The organism is Sphingomonas sp. BK481 (assembly GCF_014194875.1).
In the GTDB taxonomy this organism is placed as follows: Bacteria; Pseudomonadota; Alphaproteobacteria; order Sphingomonadales; family Sphingomonadaceae; genus Sphingomonas; species Sphingomonas aerolata.
Genome location: NZ_JACIAP010000016.1, coordinates 1 through 15,787 on the forward strand (window position 1 = coordinate 1; position 15,787 = coordinate 15,787).

Here is a 15,787-nt window from a genome sequence, read left to right on the forward strand (position 1 = left end):
ACGTTGTCGTCCATGGCGGCGTGATCGACCCGGCTATGCCCGGAGATCAAGGCGGCTACGCCGCTGAAGCTACACCACGCGGTGGGACACGATCCTCCCAAATATCACGACGGACCAGCGCTTGGGGCAGTCATGCCGGAGACAGCGCAGGCGGAGCGGGCCGCTGGTGTGTCTACGCGACCGTTAGCTGTCTCACCGAGCTTGGCTCGGAGGTTTGGACCACCAGGCCTGTGCATCGGATGCGGCTGAGATCCAGACAACGTCGCTATGCCCTTAAGATAAATCGCATAATAAATCTATTTTATGATACGTTAGACCATTCAGGCACCTGCGGCTTGACGATAGGAGATGGATGGTCGTCGTACTGGATACTGAGTGCTTTACCGCGACGCCTTGGAAAAGCTGCGTTCGGCTCGAAGGAGCAGGAATCACGCTGACCCTTTCCCCCGCAGCGGCCATCAAACTCGCGGATTCGCTGATAGACGCGAGCGCCGTGGCCCTAGGGCAGGTGGCGATGAAGGAAGCTGGGCTGCGACTTAAGCCTGACTGAATGTGATTACATTTGAAAGTTCACCGTATGAACTGATCGTTGAGTCTCGCGCTTCCGCTGTTGCACTGGCTGTATATGGTGCGAAGGTGTGCGTTGCAAAATGCTAGAGCGGGTCAACCACAACAGATGTCGCGCCTCTGAAGTAGGCTTGTTTAAAGCCCCGCTTTCTATTTCGCTTTGACGAAGGCACTTATTATTAATTCATCATATTCGTGTTGATTGTCACTAGGATGCCGTAGACTTCTTGATCGACTTTGCTTCGTACATAATCTTATCGGCAATGCGGATGGCCTGCTCAAAGTCGCTTCCTGTGGCAGAGCCCAAGCTACACGTTGCACGCCACTGTGAGGTTTCCAGCGCATCTATCAGCGCCTGATGGATGCTGCTAGACTTTCGCTCACCCGCGGCCTCGTCTCTAACTGTTAAGCAAAACGCAAATTCATCACCGCCAAGGCGAGCAGTGATATCGTAAGGCCGAACGGACGTGCTCAGTGCATGGGCGACGATACGCAGCACCTCATCGCCTGCGGCATGTCCATACTGGTCGTTTACCGCCTTAAATCCATCCAAGTCTATCACGCCACATAATAGGATCCTTCGATCTCGGGCAGCCGAAGACTCCTGTCGCTTGCCCTCACGTTGAAAGGACCTTCGGTTGCCCAGCCCCGTGAGTGGGTCCATCAACGCGTTCCTGCTCTCGTGGTCAAACGCTCGACGGAAGGCGCTTACAAGAAGGATTATAAAGATCACTCCGAGGACAAGCATCGAGGCATTCCAAACAGCCGCTGCGGCAGTAATAGAAGTTGCCCTAGCTGACAGTTGATCGGCAAAGCCATTTAAATGTAGCGTTGTGAAAATTGCCGAGGTGCCGGCTATGAGGCCAGCGATCCGTCCAAAGCACCAAGTTGTTAAACATAGCGGAACAAGGTACACTGAACTAAACGAGTAGAGCGGGCCCGTCACAGCGTCGAGGACAAAAAGACCCGCCCAAATCGGCGCGATCCATGCGAGAGCGGACATAGGGCTTAAGCGTGCAGACTTTCGTATTATGCTTTCTAGCAGCGTTGTTTCCGCGCTGCGGCGAGCCTTTAATGGAAAACTATCAAATCTAGCTGCTTTCCTCCGAGCTAGGCGCGCGTCCATGTCAGCGGGTATTTTCCGTTCAGCGCCGGTCACTCGATCCGTCATTGGGAATGTCCGAGTGCAGCGGCCTTCTGATCGAGTTGGAGGTAGCGACGGTTAAAGCCTGCTACGCTTTTGAGCTGGTCCCAGGCAGGAGACGAAATCAGGTGGCGGTCTTGCTCGAGAAGGCCGTCCTTTATCAGACCCTTGATCGTTCTGTTGACGTGAACCGCTGTCAATCCGACAGCATCGCCAATCTGTTGCTGCGTCAAAGGCAACCTAAATGGCTGATCTTCTGCTAGCCGGCATGGATCAAGCCTACTCGCAAGCTCGCAGAACAGATGCGCTATCCGCGCTCGGGCATTACGGCGTCCGATATTCACAATCCACTCGCGAGAAATTGAGGCTTCGATCAGAGCGCTTGCCATTATCGCATTCGAAATGATCGGGCGCTTGCAGGTCAAGTTGCGGATTAACGTCTCGTCTACCGCGGCTACCATACAGTGCGCTGTCGCCTGCACGCTGCAATCATTATACGCAAATTGCATATGCTGAATGTTAATTATGTCACCCGGTAGTCGAAAGCCGACAATCTGGCGAAATCCATCACTCGTAACTTTATATGCAATAGCAAAACCTGAAACAAGAACCTGAAATTCCGTAGACGTCGCGTCGTTCTTTATTATATGTTTTCCAGGATTGTAGAAATGTAACGAAAGGGGAAGCGCGACTATCGCCGCACAATCATCCTCTGCCAAGGCTGTGTTTAAAGCAAACTTTTCGAGCATCGGCGAAAGCGGGGCACCTAAGGTCTGCAAAAAACTGTCCCAACAGAATGCGTGCAAGACCACGCGCACCTAAATTCGACGTCTTAATTTCGCGTCTCGTTGTACCTAGCACGTACTAACGGTCTATGAACGCAGTAAATGTGCCTCAAAACGACACCATATCCTATCAGTAATTTCAGGCCGCGACGCACGCCTCGAAGCGTCATTCTGAGGCCCTGTCATGGAGACGCTGCTTAAAGTTTACGAAATACTTCGTCACGACGACTGGGCGCTCCACTGCTGCGCTGGACGCTATGAAGAACGTGTCTTGGCTCGCGGGGCGTGATGCCTTGTCTGGAGTGGGCAACCGCGCATAGGCCTAGGATGTGACTACACCGTCAGTGCATCCAGATGTCATTAAGTTCCGCGATGAGCGTAGTTCGCTAGAGGCATACGAGCAAATCGATAGGAATGACGGCGATACGATAGCGGACACGCTGACGATCGAGATTAGGCGGCGTAAGCTCGGGCTATGATGAGCACTCGAGAAGTTTGGCTTAAGGCGATGACGATCGTCGAGGCACGTAGATTATTTGTATCAGAGCCGATGGTCGATACCTTGCTGCAGATCGTGGGCCCCGAAGCCGAGATCGGCGATTGGGCGCGTGTTGCTGCCGCTGTCGACACGATTAACAACGGGCGGATGCATTAACCCGACCCGTGGAACGATCGTTCATAAAACGCTGCTGTGACAAGTGTGTCATAACGAGAATTTGCAAGGGGCGGTGGGCCTTTGCAATGCGCCACGGGGCGGGGTTAAATCCAAAGATAACCAGATCTTAGCGACCCCGACGGACGATAGCCCCATGAACACCTATCGCCGCTCGATGGCTAATGCCGGCAACAATCCGCTTGATCGGCGGTGCTCAAACCGAACGGCCATGAGTCATCCGGCCGTACTCATAACGTCTCTCGGAGATAAGCATTCGGCAATCATTCAAAACGTGTCTACCCTGGGCTTCAAGATTCGCTCAGAATACGGGGTCACTGTCGGACGGTTTCTTTCAATCGATATACCGGGGCTCGCTACGTACTCGGGCTGGGTAGCCTGGTCTTATCGCGATCAATTCGGGCTTGACGTGGCCAACGCCATTCCGGAGCCAGTTATCAAACACATCATCGCGATGGCCGTACAGGCAGGCGAAGGTCCAGCCCCAGGCTTTTCCTGATGATTGAACGGGCGTCGCCGCATCGATGAATGCGACCGCCGCTGGTCGGTGGCGTCAGAGCCCGAGGTGTATCCGCATAAACCGGGCGAAGCGTGAAGAGACACCATAGCCGACGGAAGTTGCCAGGATAATGGCGATTGGGAGGCCCCAAACGATCGCGAGTACGCCGTACAGAATCATCATGCATAAAGGATGGCAGAAATACTGCCCGCGACTAGTCTTAGTTTTACCCTTCGAGCGAATGTGTCTCGATCCTGATCAGTGCTTACGACGTTGTAGCGTTTGGAGGGCCGGTACGGGGGCATCTGGAACCTGCACATCCGCAACACGTGCATCAGGAGACTTAGTAATTAAACCGCCCAACCTGGCCAAGCAGGGCTACGATAATGTTCCATTAACCTTCTTGTTTCCGTGAAAAGCCTTGGTTAGCTTGCAGCCAAAGGGTGAGGAGAATCGGCGTGAAGATGGTGAAATCATTCGTGTGCGCTTTGTGCGCGACGTTAGCGACGGGCGTATCGGTACCTAGCGAAGCTGCTGTTATCGTTGCAAGCTTCTCTGGGAAGCTATCAGCTGCCCAGAATAACACGTATGACGATCCCTCATTTCCGTCGTCCGACTTTTTCAAGATAGGGCAGGCCTTCTCGGGTAGCTTTTCGTACGATACCGATAAGCCGGTCGAACAGTACGGTGATTTTGCATTTTTAGACCTGCAGACGTTCAATATTATTATCGGCGATGTGGACTTTTCAGACCGCTTTATCCCGCGTCAAACTGGACGTTCGGTTGATGGCGGGGTTGAATTTCTTGCTGGTGGCGCGAGCCAAGGGGGTGCCACCTCCGTCAGCCTCAATCTAAGTTCATTTTTCGGAAGCTATCCGACCGCTAACGAACTGAATGGAAAAACAGCTAGCTTTTTCTACGCTGATTACTTCCCGCTTGGGGGAGTGGTTTCGGGCGACGCTGTTATAAGCGTTGAGGGTGCCACGAGCCCGGTACCTGAACCAGCAACGTGGCTTTTTATGGTCGTTGGATTTGGGATGGTCGGGTACGCAATGCGGCGGCGCTCCATCTTGTTTGCGCCATCGATCGCCTAGCTTGGCGAGACTGCAATGAAGCAGGCAGGGTCCGCACCATTGTGATCGCCGACCCTGCCAAAGAGCGCTACCTGCCCGGTGACGGGGCGTTGCTGCTCCATTACGGGTTGTTAGCGACTTTGATTGCTGGCTCCACAAGATGAGGAGGCGCCGGTTGGGCCCAGCCAAACGCCCGCCTTACCCTAACAATGACGGCATAGGTTAACTTCGCAATCTGGGGTCTTAGCGCGTCCTGCACCGGTCGTTCGAACCAGTGGAACGCGAGTGCGGCCACGGCGAGTGACAGGCAGATTCCGATCGTGACCACGATGCTGCCTGGCAGGCGATCCGAAGCCAAGTATCTCGTTTCAGCAAGAATGGGCCCATGGAAAAGGTAAAGCGAAAAGCTGTACCTGCCGATACGTCGCATAGGTCTGTTCGCAAATATGGCGGACCCGAAGCGGTTTGGAACCGTGCTCGCCAGCAAAAATGCGCCGAAGCATACTGCGAGGCCGATGTCGCCGTAGATGACTGCGTTATCGTTCCATCCAATCGACTCGAGAAATGCCTCGTCGGGCCAAACGCGCAGCGAAACCATAAGCAGCGCGGTGATGCAGACGGCCTGAATGAACGCCGCAAGCTTCGCGCTAATCATGCCAGTGACGCCACTGCGAACCATTACAGCCAACGTGGCGCCCAAGAAAAAGATGTGAAAGTAAGAGGGGAGCGATATTCCTGGAAAGATCGGACGGAAGAGCATGGTGACGCCTGCAAGCAAGACAATCGCTGGCACTGTAAGGCCCACGTAGCCCCGCCGGACGGCATACCAAAAGACACCAAAAACCACATAGAACTGGACTTCTGGCGGTATAGACCAGAAAATGTGACTGCTCCCAGAAAATACGAGTAGTCGAAGAAAGTCATTTCCGTCTATATAGTACAGGAATTGAGGGCCGAGTGCCGCCGAAGCGATGTAGGCCAAAGTTACAGCTAAAAGGTATATTGGCATAATTCGAGCGACGCGGGCGGCGACGTAATGAGCGACGGAGGCCACATCAAGCGGCTTGTGGAGGTAAAGATACCCCATCAAAAATCCGCTCAGCATGAAAAACAGCAAGACACCGAAACCGCCGGTAAGGCTCGGAAAAGTTATTGGAAGTCCAATCTGGCCGGTATGAGAACCGACAACGATAAGAGCCGCGAATGCGCGGAGCCCATCAAGCTGTGGCAATATATTCGGCTGCTGGCTATTTGACCCGCTCGTCGTCATTTAAGGCCCCCCCCCGATGCCTTTTAAGGGCGGGAACCATTGGCGGCGAACGTTGATAGCATCTGTATTAAGCCTGATATGTATCAAAACCGTACGCTGACCCTGCGAGGGTTATGGCACGCGCCCTATATGAAACGCCCGGCTCTTTCGAACCGGGCGCCCTAATCACTTAATCGGCTTGTCAACGATCCAATAACGCATGTTCGGTCCCTTCTAGGCTGATAGAAAACGCCGACCATCTCGGCGTAACCAACGTTAAAAGGTTAATATTTCATTAATACTAATTGTTAGCAGTGTATTAACGTCCGTACGACGATCCGGTGTCCTCAAGAGGCAGGGTGAGTGATCTACAGTAGAATTCTTCATGCGTTTGCGCACCGTAGCTGCCGACAACGTCCGGTGCGGGGAGTGCGGCAAGCGCCCGAAAACCGTGCGGCCTGAGCGACTTTATCGGGGCGCGGCCGGGTCTACTACGATCCGATCAATGAACCTGACCGAAGAGCGCTACCTGCCCGGGGACGAGGCGCTGCTGGACTATTGAAGGCCGCAAGGCCATCCTTCCTCGAAAGGATAGGATACCATTATGAGCAGCGACCAAGTTTCCAACCTCGACGATACCGAAGCGCCTAGGGGCGGGATCATCGCAACGCACCTGGCGCACCCAGGGACCTTCATCGTTTTCGCAAGCAAGGGGGAGGTCGTCGAACGACATCCCGTCATTCTCTGGGGCGTAAATGAGGACGGGCTGGCGGTTCCCATGACAATGAACGGGACTTGGGACGACATCGCGGATGCGAACAGCTTCGTCCTGTTTCCTACGGGCGATTGCAGCAGGTATGAGAGAAATTGGCCTAATCTAGAGCAGGCGGTTGGCGATATATTCTTCGCTGAATAGCCGGGCTAGTTGAGCAAAACGCCCGGCCCTTTCGAACCGGGCGCCCTGATCACTTAATAGGCTTGTCGACGATCCAATAACGCATTTTCGGTCCCCTTCTCGGCTGATAGAAAACGCCGACCATCTCGGCATAGCCAACTTTAAAAGGTTAATATTTCATTAATACTAATCACCATTAATGTACTCAGGTCGGCACGACGATCCGGTATGCTTAAGAGGCAGAGTGAGCGATTTACAAAAGTAATGTTCGTGCGTTTGCGCGGCGCAGATGCCGGCCACGTTCGGTGCGGGAGTGCGTCAAGCGCCCGAAGAGCGCTACCGGCCTGGGGACGAGGCGCTACTGAACTATTGCATTGGCTGAGGAAAATGGCGCGTTGTAAGGTATGCACATTATACCGCGTAAACGCGTTATGCCGGACTGGATTTTGGAGGAGCTAAAATGTCGTTCTGCCTTATGCTTGACTATGGATCTGGATCATCGTGGATAGATGAGGTCGGTGACTCTGAATATCCTGCTATACTTGAAGACGGCGGCGGGTTTATGTTTCGCCTGCCTCCCGAGCTTGATGCTTACAGCCGCCAAGTGTTGCTTCAATCTTTGCGGCCCATAATTTTGGCAGAGTTGAATAACCCAGGTAGCCAGCATGAGAATATTAGAGAAGCATGCGAAACTGCGAGTATTTAATCCGGTAGGTCTCATGCCGTGTGGTCCCCGGAACAAAGATTGTCCCTAAACGGGTTGGTGGCGGCGAGTGAGCGATACCGCTTTTGGTTCCTTATCGCCGCTTCAGCATGGATCGAGCCTCGAAGAATAGAGGATGCGATAGCAGTCGCAGGGTCACCGCCCATAAACCGACGCCTGCTACTACCGCGATAATTACTATCAAAAGTGGCGCCGCCGGGGACCACTCGTACCAAGTCATGACGCAAAAAGCTGGGGCGACTGCCGCGATCGCTAGCACGGCACTTCGGCCATAGATTCGCATGATATCTCCCAAGCGGCTGTCCGTGATCCGCAGGATGTCCGGCATGTACAGGAAGAAAGCAAAGATCGCGTCAATCAATCGGGCAGCGGCCGCCGCCTCGATGCTGATGAAACAGGCCCCAGCAAAAACCGCTAGCCCGATGACGCTACGTATCGTCTCAAAGCGCGCCTGCCGGCCCGTTTCGTCGGCAATGATGAACAAGTCCCAAGCCATAGCGATTGCTGTGTAAAAAATGCCTACCATGCACAGGATAGACAGGCACATCGCAATCGATACCCATTTAGCACCATAGATGAGTAGGACGAACGGGCCTGATAAAACCCCAAGGCCAAGGAAAGTAGGCCACATCAGCGCAGTAAAGAGTCCCAGCGCGTGTTGATAGCGCGGGCCGATCGGTACTCCGGCGCGAGCTCCCGCGGCAAAATCCACGAACATAATACGACAGATTACGAGAAACACGCTGTCCCACAGCATACTGAAGATGTTGCCGGAGCGGGAATACAGCCCCAACGCTTCGATCCCAAGCAGGCGCCCCAACGTCATATCCTGCAGCCGGGAAGTGACCCGACCAACGCCAGTGGTCGCCAGGACGTTGATGCTGAAGCGTTGAACGGCGCGCCAATTGTCTAGACCCATGCGGAACTTTGCATGATGCGGTGCAAGCGCGATAGACATTACGGCGCTGACGGACGCCGCAATGATCTGCCCGTAAGCGAAGCTCATGTAGCTGTGGCCAGTGAACGCAAATCCAAGGGTGGCTATCGTGCCCGAAGCCGTCCCGAGCATTTTAACCAATGACACTTTTTTGAAGTTGCCATCGCGCTCCAACATCGCGAGCGGCATGAATCCAAGTGCCGCGATCAGCGGAATAATAGCCAAATAAAACAGCACCGAACGCACGGCCGGCTCGTCAAAAATCGAGGCGCTCACCATCCCAAAGGCGGCGATGATCAGTGTGAGAAAAAGTGCCACTGCAAAATTAATACTGAAGATCGTCGCGGACAGTGTCTCGGTCAGATCCTTTTCGCGGATCAAATAATTATTCAGGCCCAGCGACTGAATCACCGATATGAGGCCGCTGGCGGCGAACGCAACCGCAAAGATGCCTACCTCGTATGGCGTAAGCAGTCGCGCGAGCACGACAGAACTGACCAACTGCAAAGCAAAATAGACGAACTGTGCCCCAGCCATCCAGCCGATTGATTTTTTAATAGACATATTGAGAGCGCGTAATCCTATACAACCGATCGGGGCCGGGGCTAACTAACTAGAAAGGCGCGGCTACCGTTTTGATTGGGTTTGCGGTCAGGTTACGCAGCGCGTCTTTTTTCGGTAGGCGCTCGCCGGAACACTTTCCCCGCTACCGAAAGTGCTCGTTCGAACGTCATGATACCGAGCTCCTTCAGTTGATAATGTGCACCTGTCTTGAGATTGACATCAGCGTCGGCCAAGCGGCGTATGACAGACGCTGGGCACGTCTCGATAAAATACTCGAGTAGCCCTTGGTCCTGCATGCACCGGTGTAAGAATGACCCCTCGGGTGGCGCTAGGTCTTTCCAATACCCGGCTCGCTCTACGATGCTATTCCACAGGTGCAACGCATCGGTATTTTTACACTCGGCCACGCACCAATCGTATCTTTCGGGTAGAAACACCTGCCACCATTGGTTCCAGTGAATCGGGTAAAATCGCTCCAGGGGCTGAGCTTGGTCGACCGCGCTGTGTCCAAATATCTTGGTCACTAGCGCTGGTCCGGTTGATCCATAAATGGAGTCTTTTCCCGTGGCGAAGGCCATTGCGCCGTTAATAAGGCTTTTCAGACGAGGATCTCGGGGATCAACTCGCATGATCGCATTATTAATGCTCGACGCAGTTTCTTTACCGAAGAAATTACCGGTTTCCGGAACTTCGAACCTTCTGAGGCACAGCAAATCAGCGTCTATCCAAGCCTCCCCCGTTGCCTCAAACAGCCTATAACGAAATAGATCGCTAAAGTGCGCTAAACTAGGCTTGCCGAGCACCAGAAAACTATGAAGATATTTGGTATCAACTATCGTGCTAGCATCGCCTTCGCGCACTCCTTCCGGCAAGCGCTGAAGTTTATCATAACTGTATACAGTGACTTCATAGCCTTGCCGCACGAAACTAGCTAAACAGGCAAGTTCCAAACCGCTAAGCGGTCCGCCATGCCAGAAGCTGGCAAGCCGATTAACGCCGTCGATCATGCTCGTGCTCCGTCTGGCCTTATCGAGAGCCCTTTACACGGGTGGGAAAATATGTGGCAATCACTAATTCCATGCCCCGCAGCGGGGCTAGAGCGGCGAGGTCGTCCACAGGTGCATGCTCTTGCCTGCCAAGTGTTGGGACGCTAGCCGTTAAATAATCAACGATGGTGCTACCATGTAAACGCCTAACAGAATTCAGCGCCTCTGCCCGATGAATTTTCGGATGGTCGATAGACCCTTGATGGAACGCCCGGTTCTTTCGAACCGGGCGCCCGAGTCACATCGCGTTGTAATAGCCAGCGTAGAGTTTCGTCAGAGAAGCATTGAACGTGCCGCCATTGGCATCGGCGTCCTTCGCACGATCGCGACCGTATTCAGTGCGGCCCTTGGCCGAGAGCTTCTTGTACGCGCGGTTTTCCTTGTCACCCATGGTGAGTTCCTTTGGTAGAGTGGTCCAGGTCGACAATGGTATAGAGGCCCGCAGAGCGCTCGGCTCCGAGGATCCCTATAAGCCTCCCGATGACCTGATTATCGGGGGATGCGTGAAACGAGAGAGTCGGCTTGCCACTGCGGCGCCATAGCTTCCGGAATTTCGACAGAAGCGGCGCGAGCAGCTGGGGTTGCTCGACAAATACGAAATTGATGTACCAGCCGCGCTCATCGGCATCCCACGCGATCTGCGCGACGGGCGTCGGCCCCTGCCATGCAATCAAGCAGGAGCCGGACTGGCGAAACTCGGTGCACCCGGTCATAGGCATCCCCTCCTTTCGATTTGAATTTTTCGATACATCGAGCACGCGCGGGTATATGCAGGCGCAACACACGCGCCGGTCGACACGCTCACCTAGTGCCCGCAGACGCGTCGCGTTCGTTTCAAATGAAGGGCTTCATGTCGATCTGGGCACGTCTTTTAACATTCTACCTATCGCCCGGTAGATGGCTTAATCGATCACTAGCAAAAGACCGGGAAACTGCGCTGGCGGGCAGATGCAAATGCGGCAATGCCAAGGTCGAGGGCGAGTTACTCTGTGACGAGTGCAAGACTTGGTGAGCCCTCTCGTGTGTAGGGCTGTGACCAAGCTTAATGGGCCCAAAGAACCCTGATTGTTCTCCAGAACTCGGTGCCTTTGGTGGCGCTCCAGTTGCCCTTCTCGTACTCCTGCTTGAGGGGATACGTGTCGGCCCATCCCGAACCGCCGCCCCAAGCCAAAACGCCGGAAACGGTGTCTGAGTACTGCTTCACCAGCGCGGTAAATTGCTCCAACCAAGCCTTGCCGTTGAAGCTGGGTGTGCCGCTGCCGTTGGTCATCCATCCCCGCGCACCGCCGCCCATGCCGATTTCCGTAATCCAGATGCGAAGGTCACGACGCTTGAACTCGTCGAACATCTCCTTGAAGTTCGCGGCCACTGCCGAGCCCTTGATCTGAGGCGCCGACTTGCCCGACGAAGGCTGATCGTTGCCGGTCGTGGTCGGGTAATGGTGTGCGGAGAACTCCAGCTTGCCGAGCGGGTCGATCTTGCCAGCCCCGCCAACCGCGTCGAGCTCGGCTAGCGCGCGCGTGTAACCTCCGACCGCGTTCCAGCCGCCCCAACCAAGGATGATCGGGTAAGGGACGCCGGCCGCGCGGATGCCTTGCACCAAGGCCTTGCTGTTCGCCGCGTAGCTAGGCTCCCACCCGCCGCTGTTCGTCTCGTTCTGAAGCTCAAGGTGAATCAGGTCGTTCGAGCCGTAGGTCGCCATCAGCTTCTTGCCGAGTGCGGTCCAGAACGGCAGCAGTTCGGTATGCCCCATCGCCGAATAGCTATGATCGTCGATCACCACAGCCACGTCCTCCGCGATCGCGAAGTCGATGATCGTTTTAAGCGCGAGCCACTGCTTCGTCGAATACGGGCGGCGCCGGCCCTCAGGCTTTTGACCCCGGGGGTGGGCGCCTCAGCCAGCGCGGTTCCACGGGTGCGACGCGCTAGTCGGCCGTCCCGAACGATCCACGCCACCGATAGGCCGCGCCGCGGCGCCCTTGTCAGCAAGCGTCTTAGCGTCAGAGCATGGCCTGCAGAGCAGCTGATAATTGCTGCGTTCGCCGCTGCCGCCACGCGACAGCGGGACGATATGGTCGGCGATCGTGCCCAGCGTCTCGATGCCCTTTGCTTTGCACTCACCCTCGCAGGTGATGACAGTGGCGAGCAGGTGAGCGCGCATCTTGTCGTGCGCAGTGCCATAGCCGCGCTGATGGCGGCTGACCTTAGACCAGCTCATCAGCGCCCTCGAACGGCGGCACGGAGATCGATCGCCGCTTGCTCAGCCTGCTCAATCAAGCGCTCGCTGCGGCCCTGGTGGCGTGATCCACTCGCCATATCTTCAGCGATGCGCAGCACCCGCATGCCGATAGCCTCGACTCGGTCGGCGGTAGCGGGTCGGAACGTTGTCGCCATGCCATCTCCCGTCGCCGAGACCTTCAGCAACTTTTTTCAAATTAATCTCAACACAAGGCGAGGCTTTCAGCTCCGCCGCAAGATGAAGCGCCTTAGTTAATCTATAAGGTGTTGCTGCAGAGGACTTGACGACGCTTTAGGGAAGGCTCTCAATCAAAGAGCGACCCGACTCGAGGTCGAGCATTGGAGAGTTGAGATGCCAGGCGCCAATGAGTTTAAAAAGGATAGGCCATCTGAGCGTTGCCGAAGCGAATGTAACAGCGATCACGGCTCCGATCAATCGCCGTGGCCTGACGATCATGTCGCCGATAATGACCACGGTTTGTTCAACACCGTCAGTGATAAGACAGCCGCCAATTCAGACCACGGTACCAATACAGGGTCTTGACAAGCCCGCCACTCAGGGGATTGGAAGGCCAGTCCCCTGAGTATCAATATCCGCGACGAGAACATGCGACTGCCGCCATACCGCAGGACAATCGCTCGGAGCATGGCTTCTGCGTGAGGGGATGAAGATGGCTAGCCAACGCGCTTTCGAAGATCCTGCGCCAGTTGCTCTACATCCTCGATAAGCCGATCGCTGCGCCCTGATGGCGCGACCCGCTCGACATCTCCTCGGCGATCCGCAGTATGCGCATGCCGATAGCCTCTACATGGTCAGCGGTGGTGAAGTTGTAGGCGTCTCGCGCTGCTCCTCCCATTCCGCACCTCATCTCACAATCAGTTACTTGGCGCCGTCAACTCACCGAGCTTCTGCGCGCAAGCGCGCATGTGCGACCTGTGCCCTCGCGGCGCAGGCTTTGAAAATTCCCAGCGCGGCCGTTCCAGCGACAGCCGTCTGAGACTTGAGGGCTGCAGCAACAGTCACGGGAACTCGTCCATCCAGCCGCCCGATATAGAACGCCGTCGTCAAATTCGCGACCTTCCGCGTTGGCTCGTTCTTAGCCTGCTCGCCGACGGCACTGGTTACAACCAGACACCGGACATCGTCGTTCACCGTCTGCGCGTGCCCCGGAGCGGCAACTAAGATGGATGCTAGAACCAGACTGACAACGTTCTTCATACAAAACTTCCTGAACGTGGTGGGCCTACAAGCATAGGCCACATCAATGCACAAAGTAACGTCCGATCTGTCCATACCGTAGGACTATCGCTCGGAGCATGGCTCCTGCGTGAGGGGATGAGGGTGGCTAGCCAACGCGCTCATCGCTGCCCGCTTATGCGGCGATAGGCCCATCATGTACTTCATCCGTTCCAAGTAGCCAAGACCCGATCTTCAGGTTGATGCCAGCGAATGCGACCAGCACGAACTTGCCATCGCCATCCCTTACGACCGCACCTGAGAGACCAGCGCCTGGCCCTTCCTTGACCTTGACCGGCTGCCCTACGGTGAAGGCCTGCCGCTGCCCCATCTTGGCTGCACGTTTCCCCCGCTCTTCGATACGGCGGGCTTCAGCTATCTCCGCGTCGCCGATCGTTGGGATAGCGCCGAGGTGGCGGAACACCGAGAAGCCGGGATGCTCGGAAAAGGGTAGGGCGGCGATGCCGACTAGGTCGTGACGCCGATCGGCACGCGCGAACACGAACGTTGGCATGATCGGCGCCGCGTATTCGACCCGCTCGCGTGCAGGCCCTCGGCGGCGAGTCAGCGTCTGCACTGGGCTCCATACGTCGAAGCCGGCCGCCTCCAGAGAGGTAACCAGCGGCAGCGTGCGCGACGCTCCTGTTCGTAGGATGCACCAATCGTTTCCCCGCCCCATCGTCTCAACCCTCGTTCTTGAAATAAAAGTGAACCGCCATCAATCGCCGGTAACGTTTCGCTAACTAAATTGATTCAGTCGCTGGCAAACGTAGTCAGATAGAAGTCTGCTCTTCTCAGAGGAAACTGATGTGACTGCGACTGTTGCCAAGCTATATGACCAGCGCACAGCGCCCCGGCATTCCGTCGGCCTTGATGGCACGTTGCGAGACGATAACAATCGTCCATACGAGGTTGTTGTTTCGGACCTATCACTTACGGGATTCGTGATTCCGGGTTCAGCAAATCTTAAAATACCGTCGCGCATCGGCCTCGGGCTGACTGGCCTCGGTGGACGGTCGGCGCAAGTAGTTCGGAAAGATGGCCAAGGATGGTACGGTTGCGTATTTGACGTTCCGCTGACGGACGCGGAACTTAACAGCGTTGTCGTTGAGAAGCCAAAATCCACGGTCGTTTCGCTACCTTGGACTCCTGATCCAATTCTCGACGCTCCATCATTTCGAGACGAAAGGTTAAGTCCGCTTGTTAAGGTTCTGATCATTGCGGGCGCCACTGGTGCCCTCTGGGGTGGTTTGGCCGCTGCAGTCTGGCCAAGCTTGTAACCGAGCTACGGGCGTCGATTAATGTCCTGATCATAATCATGCTGCCATCTGCTTGGGATCGATCGCTGCATCGTCACCAGGATCGACGCCGAACATGCGCACGTAATCCTCGCGGCTTGGCATTCGCGCCCCGCGGTCAGGGTTTCCGCCCTGCGGCTTTGGGCGGCTTGGATCGGCAGCCGCTGCGAACCGACCACCTAACGCCGCGATGATTTCAGCCGCTTCATCCGGGCGGCAGCGCTCGGCAGCGGAATTATCAGCCCCGCGACGTGCGCGCGCTTCGATCAGTTGCGAGAGGCGCCACTGCCGCTGAATCCGCGGAGGGGCGGGCTGACTCATCGCGGCAGCTCGGATTTCGGAGATAGATGGGAAGAACTTCATCGTTCGTGCCGCAGCCATCGCGCCGGCCATCAGCACGTCCGCGGGAATATCGCTCAGCTGCTCGGCATAGACGTCGAGACGGGCGCTGGCCTCTTCGACCGATACCCGCGCGGCGGGATAGGCGACGACCAGCTTTGCCATGACGCGATCAACGGCGCGGGGCGAGCTCGTCCGCGGCGCGGCGCGGTATACGGCCAGAGCCTGCTCAGCGTCCGCGAGTTCGGCATCGGTCAACACGGGCAGCCGGGTCGGCAGGGCGTCAGTCCCAAGCACTAGATCGGCCAGCCTCCCGTTCAACGAGGGCTCTTGCCATCGGGGTGAGGTCGTTACCGCGGTACGCTGGTCGACGGTCGTGAGTTCGTTTGCCATTAAAGCTCTTCCAGTTTTTGACCCAGGTTCTCCACGAAGCCTGCCAATCGAGGCTCTTCGTGCCTTGCGTGGTGTGCCGGTCGATGAAGTGCTCGACCTGTTCGGCTTCGAGACCAGGCGGCCAAC

At 55.9% G+C, this 15,787-nt stretch carries 19 protein-coding genes; 6 read left to right on the forward strand and 13 right to left on the reverse strand.

Annotated elements, in window-relative coordinates:
• The first annotated feature begins 352 nt into the window (after positions 1–352).
• Entirely contained in the window at positions 353–550 is a 198-nt protein-coding gene (locus FHY04_RS19705) for a hypothetical protein (protein WP_056676630.1), read from the forward strand.
• Between the two features lie 225 nt (positions 551–775).
• Here FHY04_RS19705 and FHY04_RS19710 read toward each other — a convergent pair whose 3' ends face one another.
• Positions 776–1,570: a GGDEF domain-containing protein gene (locus tag FHY04_RS19710; RefSeq protein WP_221211899.1), complete on the reverse strand. Its 795-nt coding sequence runs from the start codon at positions 1,568–1,570 to the stop codon at positions 776–778.
• A gap of 164 nt (positions 1,571–1,734) precedes the next feature.
• Complete coding sequence (locus tag FHY04_RS22985) at positions 1,735–2,529, reverse strand: Crp/Fnr family transcriptional regulator (protein WP_183937558.1); 795 nt, start codon at positions 2,527–2,529, stop codon at positions 1,735–1,737.
• A 475-nt stretch (positions 2,530–3,004) separates the two neighbouring features.
• Here FHY04_RS22985 and FHY04_RS19720 point away from each other — a divergent pair, with 475 nt between their 5' ends.
• From FHY04_RS19720 to FHY04_RS19730, 3 genes are all read left to right on the forward strand, one after another.
• Positions 3,005–3,151 (forward strand): hypothetical protein, encoded by a 147-nt coding sequence (locus FHY04_RS19720; RefSeq protein ID WP_167396771.1) that lies wholly within the window; start codon positions 3,005–3,007, stop codon positions 3,149–3,151.
• Positions 3,152–3,305: 154 nt separating this feature from the next.
• Positions 3,306–3,668, forward strand: coding sequence for a hypothetical protein (locus FHY04_RS19725; protein ID WP_183937559.1), 363 nt, complete (start codon positions 3,306–3,308; stop codon positions 3,666–3,668).
• Positions 3,669–4,132: 464 nt separating this feature from the next.
• Positions 4,133–4,762, forward strand: a complete 630-nt coding sequence (locus FHY04_RS19730) for a PEPxxWA-CTERM sorting domain-containing protein (RefSeq protein ID WP_260171670.1) — start codon at positions 4,133–4,135, stop codon at positions 4,760–4,762.
• A gap of 100 nt (positions 4,763–4,862) precedes the next feature.
• Here FHY04_RS19730 and FHY04_RS19735 read toward each other — a convergent pair whose 3' ends face one another.
• On the reverse strand, positions 4,863–6,011 hold the full coding sequence (locus tag FHY04_RS19735; protein WP_183937561.1) for an acyltransferase: 1,149 nt from the start codon (positions 6,009–6,011) through the stop codon (positions 4,863–4,865).
• A gap of 583 nt (positions 6,012–6,594) precedes the next feature.
• Between FHY04_RS19735 and FHY04_RS19740 the strand changes: the two genes are divergently transcribed.
• The gene (locus FHY04_RS19740; protein ID WP_183937562.1) at positions 6,595–6,906 is read left to right on the forward strand and encodes a hypothetical protein; all 312 of its coding nucleotides are present in this window, start codon (positions 6,595–6,597) and stop codon (positions 6,904–6,906) included.
• A gap of 776 nt (positions 6,907–7,682) precedes the next feature.
• Here the strand turns inward: FHY04_RS19740 and FHY04_RS19745 are convergent.
• The 9 genes from FHY04_RS19745 to FHY04_RS19785 form a co-directional block, all read right to left on the reverse strand.
• Entirely contained in the window at positions 7,683–9,110 is a 1,428-nt protein-coding gene (locus FHY04_RS19745; RefSeq protein ID WP_183937563.1) for an oligosaccharide flippase family protein, read from the reverse strand.
• 92 nt (positions 9,111–9,202) lie between these two features.
• Positions 9,203–10,117 carry a hypothetical protein gene (locus tag FHY04_RS19750; RefSeq protein WP_183937564.1) on the reverse strand — a complete coding sequence of 305 codons (915 nt, stop codon included), beginning with the start codon at positions 10,115–10,117 and terminating at the stop codon, positions 9,203–9,205.
• A 277-nt stretch (positions 10,118–10,394) separates the two neighbouring features.
• Positions 10,395–10,547 carry a hypothetical protein gene (locus tag FHY04_RS19755; protein ID WP_183937565.1) on the reverse strand — a complete coding sequence of 51 codons (153 nt, stop codon included), beginning with the start codon at positions 10,545–10,547 and terminating at the stop codon, positions 10,395–10,397.
• Positions 10,540–10,869, reverse strand: a complete 330-nt coding sequence (locus tag FHY04_RS19760; RefSeq protein WP_183937566.1) for a hypothetical protein — start codon at positions 10,867–10,869, stop codon at positions 10,540–10,542. The genes FHY04_RS19755 and FHY04_RS19760 overlap by 8 nt, the downstream gene beginning before the upstream one ends.
• A gap of 329 nt (positions 10,870–11,198) precedes the next feature.
• Positions 11,199–11,972: a cellulase family glycosylhydrolase gene (locus tag FHY04_RS19765; protein WP_183937598.1), complete on the reverse strand. Its 774-nt coding sequence runs from the start codon at positions 11,970–11,972 to the stop codon at positions 11,199–11,201.
• A 78-nt stretch (positions 11,973–12,050) separates the two neighbouring features.
• Positions 12,051–12,374 (reverse strand): HNH endonuclease, encoded by a 324-nt coding sequence (locus FHY04_RS19770; RefSeq protein ID WP_183937567.1) that lies wholly within the window; start codon positions 12,372–12,374, stop codon positions 12,051–12,053.
• The gene (locus FHY04_RS19775; RefSeq protein ID WP_167396774.1) at positions 12,374–12,550 is read right to left on the reverse strand and encodes a hypothetical protein; all 177 of its coding nucleotides are present in this window, start codon (positions 12,548–12,550) and stop codon (positions 12,374–12,376) included. Before FHY04_RS19775 ends, FHY04_RS19770 begins: the two co-directional genes overlap by 1 nt.
• A gap of 742 nt (positions 12,551–13,292) precedes the next feature.
• Positions 13,293–13,613, reverse strand: a complete 321-nt coding sequence (locus tag FHY04_RS19780; RefSeq protein WP_183937568.1) for a hypothetical protein — start codon at positions 13,611–13,613, stop codon at positions 13,293–13,295.
• 154 nt (positions 13,614–13,767) lie between these two features.
• Positions 13,768–14,208: a hypothetical protein gene (locus tag FHY04_RS19785; RefSeq protein ID WP_183937569.1), complete on the reverse strand. Its 441-nt coding sequence runs from the start codon at positions 14,206–14,208 to the stop codon at positions 13,768–13,770.
• Between the two features lie 232 nt (positions 14,209–14,440).
• On the opposite strand from FHY04_RS19785, the gene FHY04_RS23085 reads away from it, so the two are divergent.
• Positions 14,441–14,911 carry a PilZ domain-containing protein gene (locus FHY04_RS23085; RefSeq protein ID WP_409349181.1) on the forward strand — a complete coding sequence of 157 codons (471 nt, stop codon included), beginning with the start codon at positions 14,441–14,443 and terminating at the stop codon, positions 14,909–14,911.
• A gap of 36 nt (positions 14,912–14,947) precedes the next feature.
• Here the strand turns inward: FHY04_RS23085 and FHY04_RS19790 are convergent, their stop codons facing one another.
• The gene (locus FHY04_RS19790; protein WP_183937570.1) at positions 14,948–15,661 is read right to left on the reverse strand and encodes a hypothetical protein; all 714 of its coding nucleotides are present in this window, start codon (positions 15,659–15,661) and stop codon (positions 14,948–14,950) included.
• Positions 15,662–15,787 lie beyond the last annotated feature (126 nt).